This is a genomic window from Pseudoduganella sp. HUAS MS19 (assembly GCF_053615455.1).
Genome location: NZ_CM132133.1, coordinates 2,240,769 through 2,257,630, shown reverse-complemented (window position 1 = coordinate 2,257,630; position 16,862 = coordinate 2,240,769). Strand labels below are relative to the sequence as shown.

13 protein-coding genes are annotated in these 16,862 nt (G+C 63.2%); 12 read left to right on the top strand and 1 reads right to left on the bottom strand.

The genetic code is table 11. From position 1 onward, the window contains the following. The 10 genes from ACWBU6_RS10315 (at window position 1) to ACWBU6_RS10270 (ending at window position 13,800) form a co-directional block, all read left to right on the top strand. Window positions 1-2,835, top strand: a complete 2,835-nt coding sequence (locus ACWBU6_RS10315) for an ATP-binding protein (RefSeq protein ID WP_452648703.1) — start codon at window positions 1-3, stop codon at window positions 2,833-2,835. Window positions 2,836-2,880: 45 nt separating this feature from the next. After that, window positions 2,881-3,822, top strand: a complete 942-nt coding sequence (argF, locus tag ACWBU6_RS10310) for an ornithine carbamoyltransferase (protein ID WP_452648702.1) — start codon at window positions 2,881-2,883, stop codon at window positions 3,820-3,822. A gap of 7 nt (window positions 3,823-3,829) precedes the next feature. Beyond that, window positions 3,830-5,062, top strand: a complete 1,233-nt coding sequence (locus ACWBU6_RS10305) for an argininosuccinate synthase (protein WP_452648701.1) — start codon at window positions 3,830-3,832, stop codon at window positions 5,060-5,062. A gap of 96 nt (window positions 5,063-5,158) precedes the next feature. Further along, window positions 5,159-6,970, top strand: coding sequence for a methyl-accepting chemotaxis protein (locus tag ACWBU6_RS10300; protein WP_452648700.1), 1,812 nt, complete (start codon window positions 5,159-5,161; stop codon window positions 6,968-6,970). After that, window positions 6,967-7,425 carry a chemotaxis protein CheW gene (locus tag ACWBU6_RS10295; protein WP_452648699.1) on the top strand — a complete coding sequence of 153 codons (459 nt, stop codon included), beginning with the start codon at window positions 6,967-6,969 and terminating at the stop codon, window positions 7,423-7,425. Before ACWBU6_RS10300 ends, ACWBU6_RS10295 begins: the two co-directional genes overlap by 4 nt. Continuing rightward, window positions 7,422-8,780, top strand: coding sequence for a CheR family methyltransferase (locus tag ACWBU6_RS10290; RefSeq protein WP_452648698.1), 1,359 nt, complete (start codon window positions 7,422-7,424; stop codon window positions 8,778-8,780). The genes ACWBU6_RS10295 and ACWBU6_RS10290 overlap by 4 nt, the downstream gene beginning before the upstream one ends. 15 nt (window positions 8,781-8,795) lie before the next feature. Next, complete coding sequence (locus ACWBU6_RS10285; RefSeq protein ID WP_452648697.1) at window positions 8,796-9,467, top strand: chemotaxis protein CheW; 672 nt, start codon at window positions 8,796-8,798, stop codon at window positions 9,465-9,467. Further along, complete coding sequence (locus ACWBU6_RS10280) at window positions 9,464-11,749, top strand: hybrid sensor histidine kinase/response regulator (RefSeq protein ID WP_452648696.1); 2,286 nt, start codon at window positions 9,464-9,466, stop codon at window positions 11,747-11,749. Before ACWBU6_RS10285 ends, ACWBU6_RS10280 begins: the two co-directional genes overlap by 4 nt. Continuing rightward, on the top strand, window positions 11,746-12,774 hold the full coding sequence (gene cheB / locus ACWBU6_RS10275; protein ID WP_452648695.1) for a chemotaxis-specific protein-glutamate methyltransferase CheB: 1,029 nt from the start codon (window positions 11,746-11,748) through the stop codon (window positions 12,772-12,774). Before ACWBU6_RS10280 ends, cheB begins: the two co-directional genes overlap by 4 nt. A 9-nt stretch (window positions 12,775-12,783) precedes the next feature. Continuing rightward, window positions 12,784-13,800: a diguanylate cyclase gene (locus tag ACWBU6_RS10270; RefSeq protein WP_452648694.1), complete on the top strand. Its 1,017-nt coding sequence runs from the start codon at window positions 12,784-12,786 to the stop codon at window positions 13,798-13,800. Between the two features lie 84 nt (window positions 13,801-13,884). Here the strand turns inward: ACWBU6_RS10270 and murB are convergent, their stop codons facing one another. Next, window positions 13,885-14,910: a UDP-N-acetylmuramate dehydrogenase gene (gene murB, locus ACWBU6_RS10265; RefSeq protein WP_452648693.1), complete on the bottom strand. Its 1,026-nt coding sequence runs from the start codon at window positions 14,908-14,910 to the stop codon at window positions 13,885-13,887. Window positions 14,911-15,044: 134 nt separating this feature from the next. On the opposite strand from murB, the gene ACWBU6_RS10260 reads away from it, so the two are divergent. Both ACWBU6_RS10260 and ACWBU6_RS10255 read left to right on the top strand, forming a co-directional pair. Beyond that, window positions 15,045-15,530: a YajQ family cyclic di-GMP-binding protein gene (locus ACWBU6_RS10260; RefSeq protein ID WP_452648692.1), complete on the top strand. Its 486-nt coding sequence runs from the start codon at window positions 15,045-15,047 to the stop codon at window positions 15,528-15,530. A 13-nt stretch (window positions 15,531-15,543) separates the two neighbouring features. Beyond that, window positions 15,544-16,803, top strand: a complete 1,260-nt coding sequence (locus ACWBU6_RS10255) for a nitronate monooxygenase (RefSeq protein WP_452648691.1) — start codon at window positions 15,544-15,546, stop codon at window positions 16,801-16,803. The last annotated feature ends 59 nt before the right edge of the window (window positions 16,804-16,862 follow it).

Sequence of the window (16,862 nt, the reverse complement as noted above, 5' to 3'; positions counted from 1 at the left end):
ATGCAGCTTCTGTTTGCCGATGACGATGCCGTTGCGCAGTGGGAGCTTGAACTCCTGCCCTTGCGCGGCGTTGTGCGGCTTCCAGTGCTGCTGCCACTGGCCTGGCATTTGCGCCAGCGCGACGGCAAGCGCGCGCAGGAACTGGCGCACGAAGCGGCTGCCCTGGTGTCCGCGGCCCAGCTGCCGGACATTGGACGCGCCTGCGTCGATGCCCGCCTGCTCCTGATCGATGGCGAAGTCCGCTGGCTGCAAGGTGAACTCGATCTCGCCTGGACCCTGGCCACCCGCGCCATGGAGGCTTTCGAAACCTGGAACGATTGCATCGGCCGCGCCGATGTTCATTGGCTGAAAGCCTGGATCTCCGTTGACCGCGGCAACCACGGCCAGCGCGACGCTGAGCTGGAGGCCTGCTCGCTCTGGGCACACAAGGCCGGCGACCAGCAGCGGGCAACCATCGCCGATGCGGTCCAGGCGCGCTGGGCGGCGCTGCGCGACCTGCAGGCCGCTACCGAGCGCTGGGGCCAGCGTTTCGAGCTGTCCGGGGAGGTGCCGCCCAGCGTAGATTGCTGGATCAACGACTTTTTCGCCATTGCCGCCAGCCAGGCCGGCGACATCGGCAATTCGGCCGGCTTCTACATCCGTAGCTATGAAGCAGCGCTGGAGACCGGCCAGATCCGCGCCGCCGCCACCGCCGCAACCAATATCGCGGAAAAATTCTCCCAGCTGAACGACCATCATTCGGGCCTGGACTGGATGCAGCGCGCCATGGAACTGGCCAGGCCCACCGGCTGGCCGCGCAGCATCGGTTCCTGCCTGGTGCACACGGCCGATATCGTGCGCCGCCTGGGCCGGCTCGACGCCGCCGAGGACCTGTTGCGCGAGGCGCTGGTGATCCTTGCGCCGCAGGCGAACGGCCGCACTTATGCAATCGCCCTGCAGCACCTGGGTGAACTATGCCTGGACAAGAAGGATTACGGCGAAGCGCTGGATGCCTTCCAGCGCCTGGCCGAACGCGCGCAAGCGCTGCAACAGGGCGACTTCAAAATTGTCGCGCTGCGCGGCCAGGCGCATGCCCTGTGTTTCCTCAATCGTTCGCTGGAAGCGCTGGACATGGCGCTGCTGGCGGTCGATAGCGCGGCGCGCCACCACAATGCCTTCCACCATGTGGCAGCGCTGCGCGTGCTGGCCCTGATCCACGGCCAGCTGCAGTTGTCGGCGCCGCCCGGCATGCAGGCTCCCAACGCCCGCCTGCATTACCTGCACCAGGCGCTGGAGGCGGCGCAAACCATCAAGGGCTATACGGTTCCGGGCGACCTGTACGACGCGCTGGGAGCCGAGTACGCGCGCCTGGGCGATTTTGCCCGCGCCTATGAGATGGCCACCGCCGCCAGTACCGCGCGCGAAAAAACCAACACGCTGGAAGCAACCAGCCGCGCCATCGCCATGCAAGTGCACCACCAGACCGAGCAGGCGCGCGCGGAAGGCTTGCATCACCGCGAGCTGGCCATGTCCGAAGCGCGCCGCGCCGAAGTGCTGCAGCAGACCAGCAAGCTGCTGGAACGCCTGTCCGCCATCGGCCAGGAAATCACCACCCACCTCGATGCCAACGCCGTATTCCAGGCCTTGGACCGCCACACCCACGCCCTGCTGTCGGCCAATACCTTCGCGGTCTACCTGGTCGATCCGGCGGGCCGCCAGCTGGAGCGCGCCTTCGGCGTGGAGGCGGGCCAGCCCCTGCCCCGCAACGCCATCCCGCTCGACCACCCTGGCGCCTACACCGCGCAATGCCTGCGCGAGCGGCGCGAGGTCTACATTGACCAGATCCCGTCCGAACGTGACAGCACGGTCACGCCCGGTACCGCAGCCAGCCGCAGCGCGCTGTACGTACCGCTGCTGGTGGGTGAACGCGCGCTTGGCGTGATGACGGCGCAGGCCATGCATGCCAATGCCTATGGCGAGCGGGAGCGCCTGATTTTCCGCACCCTGTGCGCGTATGGCGCCATCGCGCTGGATAACGCCCTGGCCTACAGGCAGCTCCAGGAAACCCAGTCGCAGCTGGTGTCGCAACAAAAACTGGCCGCCCTGGGCGCGCTGATGGCCGGTGTGGCGCATGAACTGAACACCCCGATCGGCAACAGCCTGCTGATTGCCAGCACTTTGGAGCAGAAAACCACCGAACTGGAAGCGGCCATCAACGGCCCGGGGCTGCGCAAGTCGGAGCTGCTGGCCTTCATCGACGATGCGCGCAAGGCGTCGACCCTGGTGATGCGCGGCCTGCACAGCGCGGCCGACCTGGTATCGAGCTTCAAGCAGGTGGCTGTCGACCGCACCACCGAGCAGCGGCGCATTTTCAACCTGCACCAGGTGACGCATGAAGTGGTGGCCACGGTGATGAACCGCATCCGCAAGGACGGCCACACGATGGAATTCGAAGTGCCGGACATGGTCATGCTGGACAGCTACCCCGGTCCTTTCGGCCAGGTCATCACGAACCTGATCAACAATGCCCTGCTGCATGCCTTCGACGGCCGTGAAGGCGGCTGCCTGCGGCTGGTGGCGGCAACGCCGGCGGAAGGCCGCGTGCTAATATCATTCAGTGACGACGGCAGCGGCATCGCGCCGGAAAACCTGACCCGCATCTTCGACCCGTTTTTCACGACGAAACTGGGGCAAGGCGGCTCGGGGCTGGGGTTATCAATCAGTTACAACATCGTCACTTCCCTGCTGGGCGGCCAGATCGCCGTCGACAGCAGCGACGCAGGCACCATCTTCACGCTGGACCTGCCGATATCGGCGCCGCGCCACGACCCCGAACGGCCGGCCACGATTTATTGAAATGCCCGTATAATCTTTAGCCCACCGCAGCAAAACTTTGCAAAGATGTCTATACCACCTAAAAGCATCAAGCACTACCTCCAGTTCAATGACCTGACCCTGGAGGAGTACGAATATGTGATCGCCCGCGCAGCGGAAATCAAGCGCAAGTTCAAAGCCTACGAGATCTACCACCCGCTGATCGACCGCACCCTGGTCATGGTGTTCGACAAGAACTCGACCCGCACCCGCCTGTCCTTCGAGGCCGGCATGCACCAGCTGGGCGGCGCTGCGATCTACCTCAATACCCGCGATTCCCAGCTGGGCCGCGGCGAGCCGGTGGAAGACGCGGGCCAGGTCATGTCCCGCATGTGCGACATCATCATGGTGCGCACCTTCGGCCAGGACATCATCGAGCGTTTCGCTGCACATTCGCGCGTGCCGGTGATTAACGGCCTGACCAACGAACACCATCCATGCCAGGTATTTGCCGACATCTTCACCTACATCGAGCATCGCGGCTCGATCAAGGGCAAGGTCGTGGCCTGGGTGGGCGACGCCAACAACATGCTGTACTCCTGGCTGCAAGCGGCCGAAGTCTTCGGCTTCCACGTCAATGTCTCCACGCCGCACGGCTACGACATGGACATGTCGCTGGTATCGACCGACCGCTACACCTTCTTCGCCAACCCGTCCGACGCCTGCGAAGGCGCCGACCTGGTCAACACCGACGTGTGGACTTCGATGGGCTACGAAGAGGAAAATGCCGCCCGCCTGAAGGCCTTTGACGGCTGGATCGTCGATTCCGCCAAGATGGCCCGCGCCAAGCCGGACGCCCTGTTCATGCACTGCCTGCCGGCCCACCGCGGCGAGGAAGTGGCCGCTGAAGTCATCGACGGCCCGCAATCCGTGGTCTGGGACGAAGCGGAGAACCGCCTGCACGTGCAGAAGGCCTTGATCGAGTACCTGCTGCTCGGAAAAATCAACACCGAACACCCAACTGACTGAGAAAACCATGAGCGACGTAAAAAAAGTAGTCCTCGCCTATTCCGGCGGCCTGGACACCTCCGTGATCCTGAAGTGGCTGCAGGATAACTACAACTGCGAGATCGTGACCTTCACCGCCGACCTGGGCCAGGGTGAGGAACTGGAACCGGCACGCGCCAAGGCGCTGAAGTTCGGCATCAAGCCTGAAAACATTTTCATCGACGACGTGCGCGAAGAATTCGTGCGCGACTTCGTATTCCCGATGTTCCGCGCCAACACCGTGTACGAAGGCGAATACCTGCTGGGCACCTCGATCGCACGTCCGCTGATCGCCAAGCGCCTGATCGAAATCGCCAACCAGACCGGCGCCGACGCCATTTCGCACGGCGCCACCGGCAAGGGCAACGACCAGGTTCGTTTCGAGCTGGGCGCCTATGCACTGAAGCCAGGCGTACGCGTGATCGCTCCATGGCGCGAGTGGGACCTGCTGTCGCGCGAGAAGCTGCTGAAATACGCGGAAGACGCCGGCATCGAAATCGACATGAAGCACAAGAACGGCGGTGCACCATACTCGATGGACGCCAACCTGCTGCACATCTCCTTTGAAGGCCGCCACCTGGAAAATCCAAGCGCCGAAGCAGAAGAATCGATGTGGCGCTGGACCGTCAGCCCGGAAGCGGCGCCTGACCAGCCGGAATACCTGGACATCGAATTCGAAAAGGGCGACATCGTGGCCCTGAACGGCAAGCGACTGTCGCCTGCCGCCGTCCTGACTGAACTGAACCGCCTGGGCGGCAAGCACGGCATCGGCCGCCTGGACCTGGTGGAGAACCGCTACGTCGGCATGAAGTCGCGCGGCTGCTACGAAACCCCTGGCGGCACCATCATGCTGAAGGCGCACCGCGCCATCGAGTCGATCACCCTGGACCGCGAAGTGGCGCACCTGAAGGACGACCTGATGCCACGCTACGCTTCGCTGATTTACAACGGCTACTGGTGGGCGCCGGAGCGTGTTGCCCTGCAAACCCTGATCGACCACACCCAAGCCACCGTGAACGGCTGGGTACGCGTCAAGCTGTACAAGGGCAATGTGATCGTGGTGGCCCGCGATTCGAAGACCGATTCGCTGTTCGACCAGACCATCGCCACTTTCGATGAAGACGGCGGCGCCTACAACCAGGCCGATGCCGGCGGCTTCATCAAGCTGAACGCGCTGCGCATGCGCATCGCTGCCAACGCAAGGAATAAGCGCGGCCAGTAATACCCTCCCCGCTCCCTAAGACGGGCCGCTTTGCGCGGCCCGTTTTTTTTGCTACATTGCCTTGAAAGAAAGCCACCTGTCCCCGGAGACCAGCGCATGAATAATCTGAGCATCAAGAATAAACTGTACATCGGCTTCGGCAGCATAGTGGCAATCATCTTGCTACTGCTGATCATGGCCTACAACAATTTTGCCAGCCTGACCGATGCCAACAGGTGGGATAGGCACACGATGGAAGTGCTGCTTGAGCTCAATCGCGTCAACAATGCCTCGCTGGACATCCAGGTCGATGCGCGCGGGTATATGTTGACCGGTAACGAGGTCTTGATCGGCAGCGAACGTGAAAACGTCGAGAAAATGAAGCAGGCGCTGACAAAGGCCATCCAGCTGACGGCCGACAACGCGCAGCAGAACGAGCGGCTGAAACGCACGCAGGCATTGCTGCTTGGCTGGGTCAACGACAATATTCGCGGGCTGATCGAGAAGCGCCGCGCCCTGGGCGACAGCAAGGGCGCAGCCGATGCGCTCGGGCAGTCGGCGGAGCTGAAGCAAGGCGGCGCCGTCGTCAACAGCGCACGCGAGCTGCTGGAGCAGGCGGCGAACGAAGAGCGTCGCCTGCTGGCCGAGCGCAGCAGCAACGCCGTTGAACTTCATGCAAGCCAGAATAAGCTGCTGATCGGCGGCGGCCTGGCCGTGATCGTGCTTTCCCTCCTCATCGCCTATACGCTTGGCCGTGCCATCCTGGGACCGCTTGGCAACCTGACCGCCGCGCTGACCCGCCTGGGCGGCGGCGAGCGAACTGCCCGCATCGAGGTCACGTCGGCCGATGAACTGGGCAAGGTCAGCGCAGACTTCAACAACATGGCGCAGCAGCTGCAGGACGCGACCCAGCGCGAACTGGAGCTTACCAACCAGCTGCGCGCAAAAGTGGACTCGCTGCTGGAAGTCGTGTCAAGGGCAGCGGGCGGCGACATGACCGGCAAGATCAGCGTCGCCGGTGAAGACGCTATCGGCCAGTTGGGCGAAGGCTTGCAGCGCATGTTCGACAACCTGCGCCAGCTGCTGACCAATGTCCAGAAGGCCGGCATCCAGGTCACCACCTCGGCAACCGAGATTGCCGCTTCGGCCAAACAGCAGGAAGCGACCGGCGTCGAGCAGGCGCAGACTTCGGTGGAGGTGCTCAGCACCACGAAAGAGATTTCCTCCAATACTTCGCAGCTTCTCAAGACCATGGAAGATGCCACCGCCGTGGCCGACTACACGACCAGCGCCACGTCGGAAGCACAGGGCAACCTGCGCCGCATGGACCAGACCATGCAGAACATGGTCAATGCGACCGACTCGATCAATGCCAAGCTGGCAGCCTTGTCGGAAAAGGCGTCCAACATCAATTCCGTGCTGACCACCATTACCAAGGTGGCGGACCAGACCAATATCCTGTCGCTGAACGCCGCCATCGAAGCCGAGAAGGCGGGCGAAGCGGGCCGCGGCTTCTCGGTGGTGGCAACGGAAATCCGCCGCCTGGCCGACCAGACTTCGGTGTCGACATGGGACATCGAGCAGATGCTCAAGGAAATGCAGTCGGCCGTATCCGCCAGCGTCATGGGCATGGACAAGTTCTCCGAAGAGATCCGCCGCAGCGTGGGCGAGGTACGCCAGGTAACCGACCAGTTGTCGGGTGTGATGGACCAAGTGCAGAAGCTGGCGCCACAGTTCGACGCCGTGCTGCAAGGCATGCAGGCACAAGCTGTCGGCGCGCAGCAGATCACCGAGACCATAATGCAGCTGAACGATGCGACCCAGCAGACCGTTGAATCGCTGAAGGCGACCAGCGAAGCGGTGCACCAGCTCCAGTACGCGGCCGGCGACCTGCAATCGAGCGTCTCCACTTTCGCCGTCAACGCATGAAGGTCTTAGTCTTCCACATTGGCCCCGACCGCTACGGTCTGCCGCTGCGACAGGTGCGGCGCGTGCTGCCCTTGCTCGAACTGAAGGGCATTCCGCTGGCGCCGGACAGTGTGGCGGGCTTGCTGAACCTGCACGGCGATCCGCTGCCGGTGATCGACCTGTCGCGCATCAGCGGCGGCGCGCCGGCGCGCCAGCATTTCGATACGCGCATCGTAATAGCCGACTACACGGCGCCAAACGGCATGGTGCATGCGCTGGGCTTGATGGCGGAGCGCGTACAGGGCGTGCAGGATGTGGCGCCGCAGGACCTGGCGCCAAGCGGCGTGCAGGCGGCGCCGTTCCTGGGGGCTGTGGCAGGCGATGCGGCCGGCATGGTGCAACTGGTCGAGGTCAACGCCCTGCTGCCGGCCGAGCTGCGGGCGCGCCTGTTCCCGGCAGGGGCTGAAGCGGGATGAATGTGCTCTCCGCATTGCGCCGCCTGACCGGCATGAACCTGGCCCGCAACACGGTCGAACAGGCAGTGAAGCGGCGCATGGAGGCGACTGGCGAAACGGTGCGCAAGGCTTACGCCGACAAGCTCGGTGAGGCGGAGCTGCGCGAGCTGGTCGAGCTGGTGGTGGTGCCGGAATCCTGGCTGTTCCGCGATCCGCAAGCGTTTGCGGCTGCGGTCGGCTTTGTCCGCCAGCGGCTGGCCGAAGGTGCCAAGGTGGTGCGGATCCTGTCCGTTCCCTGCGCCGGCGGCGAGGAACCCTATTCCATGGCGATGGCCTTGTGCGATGCGGGCGTGAAGCCGCAAGCATTCGTGATCGATGCCGTGGATATCAGCGCGGCCAGCATTGCACGCGCCGAATCGGGGGTGTTCGGGCGCAATGCTTTTCGCGGGCAGGAGTTGTCGTTTCGCGAGCGCTACTTCACAAGGGCCGGCGAAGACGAGCAATACCGCATCAATGACGCATTGCGTTCGCGCATCCGTTTCAGCCAGGGCAGCATCCTGGAGGGCGAACTGGGATCGGCACGGCAATACGATGTGATCTTTTGCCGCAACCTGCTGATCTACTTCGACGAGCCGACCACCGCCGCCGCCATCGCACGGCTGTCGGAGCGCCTGGCCAATGACGGCATGATCCTGGCGGGATACGCAGAAGTGCCCTCCTTCGTTCGCCATGGTTTTTCTCCGCTGCCTCACCGCCAGGCATTCGCCCTGCGCAAGGATATCAAGCGCCACGGCGCTCCCGCACGCGCCGCGCTGCCCGCCGCACCCAACTTTGCCCCCCGGCCAGGCCGGGAGGGCCGTGCGGAACTGGCGCAACGCCCCGCCCTCGCGCCCGAAGCCGTGCGCGGCAGCCATATTGCCCAAGGTGCCACACCCCCTGGTTCCAGGGTGCGTCCCGGCGGCGCGCCGCCCGCGGCGAAAGGTGGCGCTCCACGTTCGCCTCCCGGCGGCCGCCCAGGCACCGCGCCAGTCCCAAGCCCCCCCGCAGCCGCGGCCAACGACGAAACACTGCTGACGCACGCACGCAAGCTGGCCGATGCCGGCAAGGTGGCGCAAGCCGATTCCGCCTGCCGCGAATTCCTCGCCCGGCAGCCCGAAACGGCCGAAGCCTGGTTCATCCTTGGCTTGCTGGCCGAAACCGCCAACAAGCCAGCCGATGCCGAAACGCACCTGAAACGCTGCCTCTACCTGCAGCCCGACCATTACGAAGCCCTGTGCCACCTGGCCCTGCTGCAAGAGCAAGGCGGCAACAGCGGCGCCGCCGCCACGCTGAAAGCACGTGCGGCGCGCGCCTTCCAGCGCCAGCAGCCACAGTGATAGCCGACGAGAACAATGACTGATCAAATCCAAGACCTGGACGCCTGCTGGAACCGTATCGGTGTCGCCGGCGACCATAGCTGCGAGATCCTCGACAAGGCAGTCCATTGCCGCAACTGCGAAGTGTATGCCGGCGCCGCAACGCGCAACCTGCAGCGTCCCGTCGATCCCGGCTACCTGCGCGAATGGGCCGAACACTTCCGCGCTCCGCACGACGAGGGCGCGCGCCACGACAGCTCCTGCGTCGCCTTCCGCATCGGCCGTGAGTGGCTCGCGCTGCCAACCCATATGTTCCATCAGATCGCCCCGAAAGCCATCCCGCATCGCCTGCCGCACCGCAATGCACGCGGGCTGCGCGGGGTGGTGAATGCGGGCGGCAAGCTTTACCCCTGCATCTCGCTGGCCGAGCTGCTGGGCATCGACGAAGCGGCCGGCGAGGCGAGCGCCGGCCGCCATACGTTCGCCCGCATGCTGCTGGTGCAATGGGAAGCGCAAATCTATGCCCTGCCGGTGGCCGAACTGCACGGCATCATCCGCTATGCCAGGAGCGAGCTGAAACCGCCGGCAGCCACCATCAACAAGGGCATCGAGCGTTACCTGGCCGGGGTGTTGCCGCACCAGCAGCTGCAAGTCGGCTGCCTGGATGACAGCCTGCTCGGCTATCAACTCGCGAGGACGCTGCGATGAGCGACAAGAAGGATGACCTGAGCCAGTTCTCCATGTTGGACCTGTTCCGCATGGAAGCGGACAGCCAGACCCAGATCCTGACCGACGGCCTGCTGGCATTCGAGCGCCGCAACGACCCGGCCGCCGTGGAGTCGATGATGCGGGCAGCGCATTCGATCAAGGGCGCCGCGTCCATCGTCGGGCTGGAAATGATCGTGCAGCTCGCGCACGGCATGGAGGATGCGTTCATCGCCGCCCAGACGGGCAAGCTGAAACTGACGCCGAACCGGGTCGATGCGCTGCTGGCCGCGGTGGACCTGATCGTGCAATGCTCGCGCGTCAACGACGACCTGGACGCCTGGATGGCGGCCAATGGCGCGCAGGTCAGCAAGACCATGAACGACGTGCAAGGGATTGCCTTCCTGCCGGAGCCGGTGGAGCTGCCCATGCCGCCCTCGCCGGCTCCCGCCGCCGATGCGCCGGCGTCCGAATCCGCCACGCCGGCGGCCGGCCCGGCCATCGATGCGCCTGCGGACGGCAGCGCGGAACCGGCCATCCCCGGGCGCAGCCTGCCGCCGATGAAAACCGCACAGAACTTCGACCGCCTGCTCGCGCTGGCAAGCGAAGCGCGCATCAACGCCCACCAGTTGCATCCCCTGATCCAGGGCATGCAACGCTACAAGCGCAACCAGGCCGCCCTGTTCGCGGTGCTGGAAGACGTAATGGAAGCTGCCTCCCGCACCAGCGACCCGGCGCTGAAGGAGAAGGCCCTGCTGGCGATCCAGAAAAGCCAGCCCCTCAAGCAATTCATGCTGGAGCACATCACCGACATGGAAAACTACGAACGCCGTCTGCTGACGGGTTCCGAAAACATGGTCGACGAAGTGCTGTCCCTGCGCATGCGCCCATTCCGCGACGGCATCCAGCACTTCCCGCGCATGGTACGCGACCTGGCCCGCAACCTGGGCAAGGACGTGGTGCTGCAGGTCGACGGCGAAGACACCCTGGTCGACCGCGACATCCTGCTGCGCATAGAAAGCCCGCTGAACCACATGCTGCGCAACGCCGTCGACCACGGCATGGAGAGCGCGCCGGAGCGCCTTGCTGCAGGCAAGGTGGCAACCGGCACCATCGTGATGGAGGCACGCCACCGCGCAGGCATGCTGAATATCGAGATCAGCGATGACGGCCGCGGCGTCGATCCGGAAAAGATCCGCCGCACCATCATCGAACGCAAGATGGCCACCGAACAGATGGTTGCAGCCATGTCCCAGGCCGAGCTGATGGAATTTTTGTTCCTGCCCGCCTTCAGCCTGAAAGGCGGCATTACCGAGATTTCGGGCCGGGGCGTGGGGCTGGACATCGTGCATGACACCATCCGCCAGCAAAACGGCACGGTGCGCATCGAATCCGAGCTGGGAAAAGGCTTCCGCACTTCGATCACCCTGCCGCTCACGCAATCGATCGTTCGCGCGCTGGTGATGGACATCAAAGGGGAAGCCTATGCTATCCCCATCGTCAAGGTGGAACGCGTGATCATGGTGCCGCAGAGCGCCGTGCACACCCTGGAAAACAAACAGTTCTTCGACCATGAAGGCGAGCACCTTGGCCTGGTGGCAGCTGCCCAGGTACTGGAACTGGGCGATATGGAACATGCCGAGGAAATGCCGGTGGTGGTGATCGGCGGCGGCACCCGCCGCTACGCCCTGGTGGTGGACAAAATCCGCGGCGAAGAAAGCCTGGCCGTACAGGCCATCGACCCGATTTTCGGCAAGATGCGCGACATTTCAGCAGCCGCAATGCTGGACGATGGCGAGCCGGTGCTGATCCTGGACGTGCCGGACCTGTTGCTTTCCGTCGAAAAGCTGCTGGAAGAAGGCGGCCTGCATCAACTCACGCGCGCAGACCACGCCGGACGGCGTAGAATGAAACGCATTCTTGTCGTGGACGATTCGCTCACCGTGCGCGAAATGGAGCGGAAACTGCTTGCAGGGCGCGGTTTTGAGGTGGACATCGCCGTTGACGGCATCGATGGCTGGAACGTGGTGCGCAGCGGCGATTATGACCTGGTCATCACCGACGTCGACATGCCGCGCATGGATGGTATTGAACTGGTCACCCTGATCAAGAAGGACCTGCACTTGCATAAGCTGCCCGTGATGATCGTCTCCTACAAAGACCGGCCGGAAGACCGGGCACGCGGCCTGGCTGCGGGAGCCGACTATTACCTGACCAAGGGCAGTTTCCATGACGAGACGCTGCTCGATGCGGTGTCCGACCTGATAGGCGACGCTTACCGATGAGGATCGCCATCGCCAACGATGTTCCAATGGCGGCAGAAGCGCTGCGGCGCGTGGTCGCCAGCACGCAGGAACACCAGGTGGCCTGGATCGCCCGCACCGGGCTCGAAGCAGTGCATAAGTGCGCCGTCGACCGTCCCGACCTGGTCCTGATGGACCTCAATATGCCGGAACTGGACGGGGTCGAAGCGACGCGCCGCATCATGGAAGAGAGCCCGTGCGCGATTCTGGTGGTGACCGGACGCCCGCAGGACAACGTCAACCAGGTGTTCCGCGCCCTGGGCGCCGGCGCACTCGACGTGACAGCCACCCCGGTGCTGCAGGGGATGCAGGGCGGCGATGCCGAGCTGCTGCACAAGATCAAGACCATGGACAAGTTGATCCGCCACAGCGGCGGCAACCAGTCCATGCAGCCGCGGCGCAACGCAACAGTGCCGGAGCCGCGCGAAACGGCGCTCGATACCCTGGTGGCCATTGGCGCCTCGACCGGCGGACCGCTGGCCGTGGCGCGCATCCTTGCCGGCTGGACGCCGCCGGCCAACTGCGCCGTCGTCGTGGTACAACACATCGACGAAAATTTTGCCGACCATTTTGCCAAGTGGCTGGCGGAACAACTGGCGGTGCCGGTGCGCGCAATCGAAAACCGCACGCCCCTGCAGGGTGGTATTGTCATGATCGCCAAAAGCAACGACCATCTGGTACTGGATGAAAAGTACCAACTGGGTTACGATGCCAACCCGAAGGATTACGCATACCGGCCTTCGGTCGATGTGTTTTTCAACTGCGTGGCACAGCACTGGAAAGGCGACGCAGTCGGCGTACTGCTGACCGGCATGGGGCGCGATGGCGCCGAAGGCATGCTGGCACTGCGCCGCGCGGGCAAGCACACCATTGCCCAGGACCAGGCCAGCTGCGCGGTTTACGGCATGCCGCGCGCCGCGATAGAACTGGATGCGGCGCAAACCATCCTGCCTCTCAATAAGATCGGCCCATTCCTGCGAAGCACGATCGGAGGCAAACTGATTTAAAGGAAAGCGATGCCTGACGTACTCACCTTGAACCTGGAAACCGAGCCAAGCCTGACCCATTTCAAGGTACGCGTGCTGCTGGTTGACGACCAGTTGATCATTGCGGAAGCGGTGCGGCGCATGCTGGCCGACCAGGACGATATCGAATTCCACTTCACCACCGATGCGCGTGAAGCCATTACCTGCGCCAATGCGATGCAGCCAACCGTGATCCTGCAGGACCTGGTGATGCCCGAAGTGGACGGCTTTGAGCTGATCCGCCGTTTCCGCGCCGAGGAATCGCTGGCGCACGTACCCATCATCGTGCTTTCCGCCCGCGAAGACCCCAAGCTGAAAGCGCACGGCTTTGCCGTCGGCGCCAACGACTACCTGGTCAAGCTGCCCGACAAGCTGGAACTGCTGGCGCGCGTGCGCCATCATTCGAACTCGCACATTCACCGCCTGCAGCGCGACCAGGCCTTCCGCTTCCTGCGCGAGAGCCAGCAAAAACTGGCGGCAGCCAATGTGGAGCTGCAAAAGCTGGCCGCACTGGACCCGCTGACCGGCATTTCCAACCGCCGCCGCTTCGATGAAACCCTGGTGCTGGAATGGCAGCGCGGCCAGCGCGACAAGACACCCCTGTCCTTGCTGATGGTGGACGTCGACTACTTCAAGCAATACAACGACAGCTACGGCCACCCGGCCGGCGACCTGGCGCTGAAGAAGGTGGCAGCGGTAATGACGGAAAACCTGAAGCGCCCGGCCGACCTGGTCACCCGCTACGGCGGCGAAGAATTTGCCATCATCCTGCCGGAAACCGACAATGCCGGCGCCATGAACGTCGCCAACGCCTGCCTGCGCCAGCTCGAGAAGCTGGAAATCGAAAACACCAACGCCCTGCCCTACGGCGTGCTGACCATGTCGATTGGGGTGAAGACGATCGTGCCGAGCAAGCAATCGTCATGGGACGCGCTGGTCGCCGCAGCCGACCGCGCGCTCTATGCCGCCAAAGCCGGCGGCCGCAACCGCGTCGTCAATGCCCAGTGAAATGTCCACTTCGGGGTCAGGAACGGAAGTGGACATTTCTCAAGGAAATGTCCACTTTGGTTCCTGACCCCGAAGTGGACATTTTCAGATGAAGACTGGCTCGGGCTCGAGGGTTACGCCGTAGCGGGCGGCGACGTCGGCCTGGATGGCGGCCGCCAGGGCCTGCACTTCGGCGCCGGTGGCGCCACCGTTGTTCACCAGCACCAGGGCCTGCTTCGGATAGACGCCGGCGGCGCCCAGCGACTTGCCTTTCCAGCCGCACTGGTCGATCAGCCAGCCCGCAGCCAGTTTTTCGCTGCCGTCCGGCTGGCGGTGGTGGACCAGGGCCGGGAATTCCTCCAGCAACCGGGCGCAATGCCCGGCGCTGACCACGGGATTCTTGAAGAAGCTGCCGGCATTGCCGATTTGCGCCGGGTCGGGAAGCTTGCGGCGGCGGATGGCGATCACGGTATCGGCTACCTGTTGCGGCGTCGGCGCTGCCAAGCCCTGCTCGGCCACCGCATTCGCCAGCTCGGCGTAGCGCAGGTTGGGCTGCCACGCGCGCGGCAGCGCAAAACTCACGTCCAGGATGACCAGGTCACGGCCTTCGTGCTTGAATACGCTGTCGCGGTAGGCGAAGCGGCATGCGGCGCCGTCCATCACCCGCACTTCGCCGCTGGCCGGGTCAAACGCGGCCAGGGACAGGAAACTGTCCTTGGTTTCCGCCCCATAAGCCCCAATGTTCTGAATTGGAGCTGCGCCCACGGTACCCGGGATCAGCGACAGGTTTTCCAGCCCGCCGATGCCTTGCGCCAGCGTCCATTGCACGAAGTCGTGCCAGGTCTCGCCGGCGGCAGCGCGGACGTGGTGGTGGGTCGGCGTGCCGGCCAGGATTTCGCGGCCTTCCAGCGCAATATGCAGCACCAGGCCCGGAAAATCGCGTGTCAGCAGCAGGTTGCTGCCGCCGCCCAGCACCAGGCGCGGCATGGCGGCCAGTTGCGGGTCGGCCAGGGCAGCGCGCAACAGCTCCAGCGATGTCACGCGCAGGTAATGTTTGGCGCGTACATCAATACTGAACGTATTTAAATGCTTCAGTGGGTATTCGTGCTGGAGAAAATCGGGGAAAGGCATGGGCAGATCAAGTTTTTGCTCGATTATAGTGCAATTATGACAAAAACGACCGAGCGTTCGCTTGTTTGTCCGTTAAAATGTCGCTTCTTTTGAATCCGCCCTTTGGGCGGGTGCTTCATTGTAAAGGAAAGAATATGCCATCGTTTGACGTAGTATCCGAAGCGGACATGATCGAGGTGCGCAACGCCGTCGACCAGAGCAACAAGGAAATCTCGACCCGCTTCGACTTCAAAGGCAGCGATGCGCGCGTAGAACAAAAAGAAAACGACCTGACGGCATATGCCGATTCGGAGTTCCAGCTTGGCCAGGTACGCGATGTACTGACCAACAAGCTGGCCAAACGCAAGGTCGACGTGCGCTTCCTCGACGAAGGCAAGGTAGAGAAGATTGGTGGGGACAAAGTCAAGCAGGTCATCAAGGTGAAGAACGGTCTCGATTCCGAGACCGCGAAGAAGATCACCAAGGTAATCAAGGAAAGCAAGATGAAGGTCCAGGCCAGCATCCAGGGCGAGTCGGTACGTGTGAGCGGTGCCAAGCGCGACGACCTGCAGGCTGCGATGCAGCTGCTGCGCAAGGACGTGCCGGACACGCCACTGGAGTTCAACAATTTCCGCGATTGATCGAAGGACTGTAATGAAACGTGTTGACGATTTCCGCCTCAAGTTTGGCGACAAAGAGTATGTGCCAATCATGATCGGCGGGATGGGCGTGGATATTTCCACGACCGAACTGGCGCTGGAGGCAGCGCGCCTTGGCGGCATCGGGCATATTTCCGATGCCATGGTGGAGGATGTTTCGGACCGCAAGTTCGATACCACCTTCGTCAAGGACAAGACCCGCCTGTACAAGCACAATATCAATAACATGGACAAGTCCGAGGTGCAGTTCGACCTCGGCCGCCTGGCCGAAGCCCAGCGCCGCCACATCGGCGACACCATGCAGCGCAAGGAAGGCCCCGGCCTGATCTTCGTGAACTGCATGGAAAAGCTGACCATGAACGGCCCGAAGGAAACCTTGCGCACCCGCCTGAACGCGGCGCTGGACGCGGGCATCGACGGCATCACGCTGTCGGCCGGCCTGCACTTCGGCTCTTTCGCCCTGATGGCCGACCACCCGCGCTTCCGCGAAGCGAAGCTGGGCATCATCGTCTCGTCCGTGCGCGCACTGCAGATCTTCCTGCGCAAGAACCAGAAGCTGAACCGCCTGCCCGACTACGTGATCGTGGAAGGCCCGCTGGCCGGCGGCCACCTGGGCTTCGGCCTGGAGGACTGGAAGGATTTCGACCTGCACCAGATCGTGCAGGAAATCCTGGATTACATGAAGGCGGAGAACCTGGACGTTCCAGTGATCGCCGCGGGCGGCGTGTTCACCGGCAGCGATGCGGTGTCCTTCCTGGAAATGGGCGCGGCCGGCGTGCAGGTTGCAACCCGCTTTACCGTGACCAAGGAGTGCGGCCTGCCTGAGGACGTGAAGCAGGAGTACTTCAAAGCCAGCGAAGACGACATCATCGTCAACGGCGTGTCGCCGACGGGCTACCCGATGCGCATGCTGAAGCAGACCCCTGCGATCGGCGCCGGCATTCGTCCGGGCTGCGAATCCTACGGCTACCTGCTCGATGCAACCGGCAATTGCGCCTACATCAATTCGTACAACCGCGAAGTGGTGGCCAACGGCGGCAGCGACAAGGGCATCAAGGTGATGGACAAGACCTGCCTGTGCACCCACATGCGCAACTTCAATTGCTGGACGTGCGGCCACTACACCTATCGCCTGAAGGACACTTCTTTCAAGAAGCCGGATGGTTCCTACCAGCTGCTGACGGCGGAACACGTGTTCAAGGACTACCAGTTCTCGACCGATAATTCTATAGCTTTACCTGAAAAAGACTTCTAATTCGCTGGACGGAAAATGTCCACCTTTGTTCCTGACCCCAAGGTGGACATTTTCCGGGG

What these genes read in the sequence shown, in the direction of transcription:
- ACWBU6_RS10255 (WP_452648691.1), top strand. Translation starts at nt 15,544, where the DNA reads ATGAAACGTGTTGACGATTTCCGCCTCAAGTTTGGCGACAAAGAGTAT.
- argF (WP_452648702.1), top strand. Translation starts at nt 2,881, where the DNA reads ATGTCTATACCACCTAAAAGCATCAAGCACTACCTCCAGTTCAATGAC.
- ACWBU6_RS10270 (WP_452648694.1), top strand. Translation starts at nt 12,784, where the DNA reads ATGCCTGACGTACTCACCTTGAACCTGGAAACCGAGCCAAGCCTGACC.
- ACWBU6_RS10300 (WP_452648700.1), top strand. Translation starts at nt 5,159, where the DNA reads ATGAATAATCTGAGCATCAAGAATAAACTGTACATCGGCTTCGGCAGC.
- ACWBU6_RS10305 (WP_452648701.1), top strand. Translation starts at nt 3,830, where the DNA reads ATGAGCGACGTAAAAAAAGTAGTCCTCGCCTATTCCGGCGGCCTGGAC.
- ACWBU6_RS10280 (WP_452648696.1), top strand. Translation starts at nt 9,464, where the DNA reads ATGAGCGACAAGAAGGATGACCTGAGCCAGTTCTCCATGTTGGACCTG.
- ACWBU6_RS10295 (WP_452648699.1), top strand. Translation starts at nt 6,967, where the DNA reads ATGAAGGTCTTAGTCTTCCACATTGGCCCCGACCGCTACGGTCTGCCG.
- cheB (WP_452648695.1), top strand. Translation starts at nt 11,746, where the DNA reads ATGAGGATCGCCATCGCCAACGATGTTCCAATGGCGGCAGAAGCGCTG.
- ACWBU6_RS10315 (WP_452648703.1), top strand. Translation starts at nt 1, where the DNA reads ATGCAGCTTCTGTTTGCCGATGACGATGCCGTTGCGCAGTGGGAGCTT.
- ACWBU6_RS10290 (WP_452648698.1), top strand. Translation starts at nt 7,422, where the DNA reads ATGAATGTGCTCTCCGCATTGCGCCGCCTGACCGGCATGAACCTGGCC.
- ACWBU6_RS10260 (WP_452648692.1), top strand. Translation starts at nt 15,045, where the DNA reads ATGCCATCGTTTGACGTAGTATCCGAAGCGGACATGATCGAGGTGCGC.
- murB (WP_452648693.1), bottom strand. Translation starts at nt 14,910, where the DNA reads ATGCCTTTCCCCGATTTTCTCCAGCACGAATACCCACTGAAGCATTTA.
- ACWBU6_RS10285 (WP_452648697.1), top strand. Translation starts at nt 8,796, where the DNA reads ATGACTGATCAAATCCAAGACCTGGACGCCTGCTGGAACCGTATCGGT.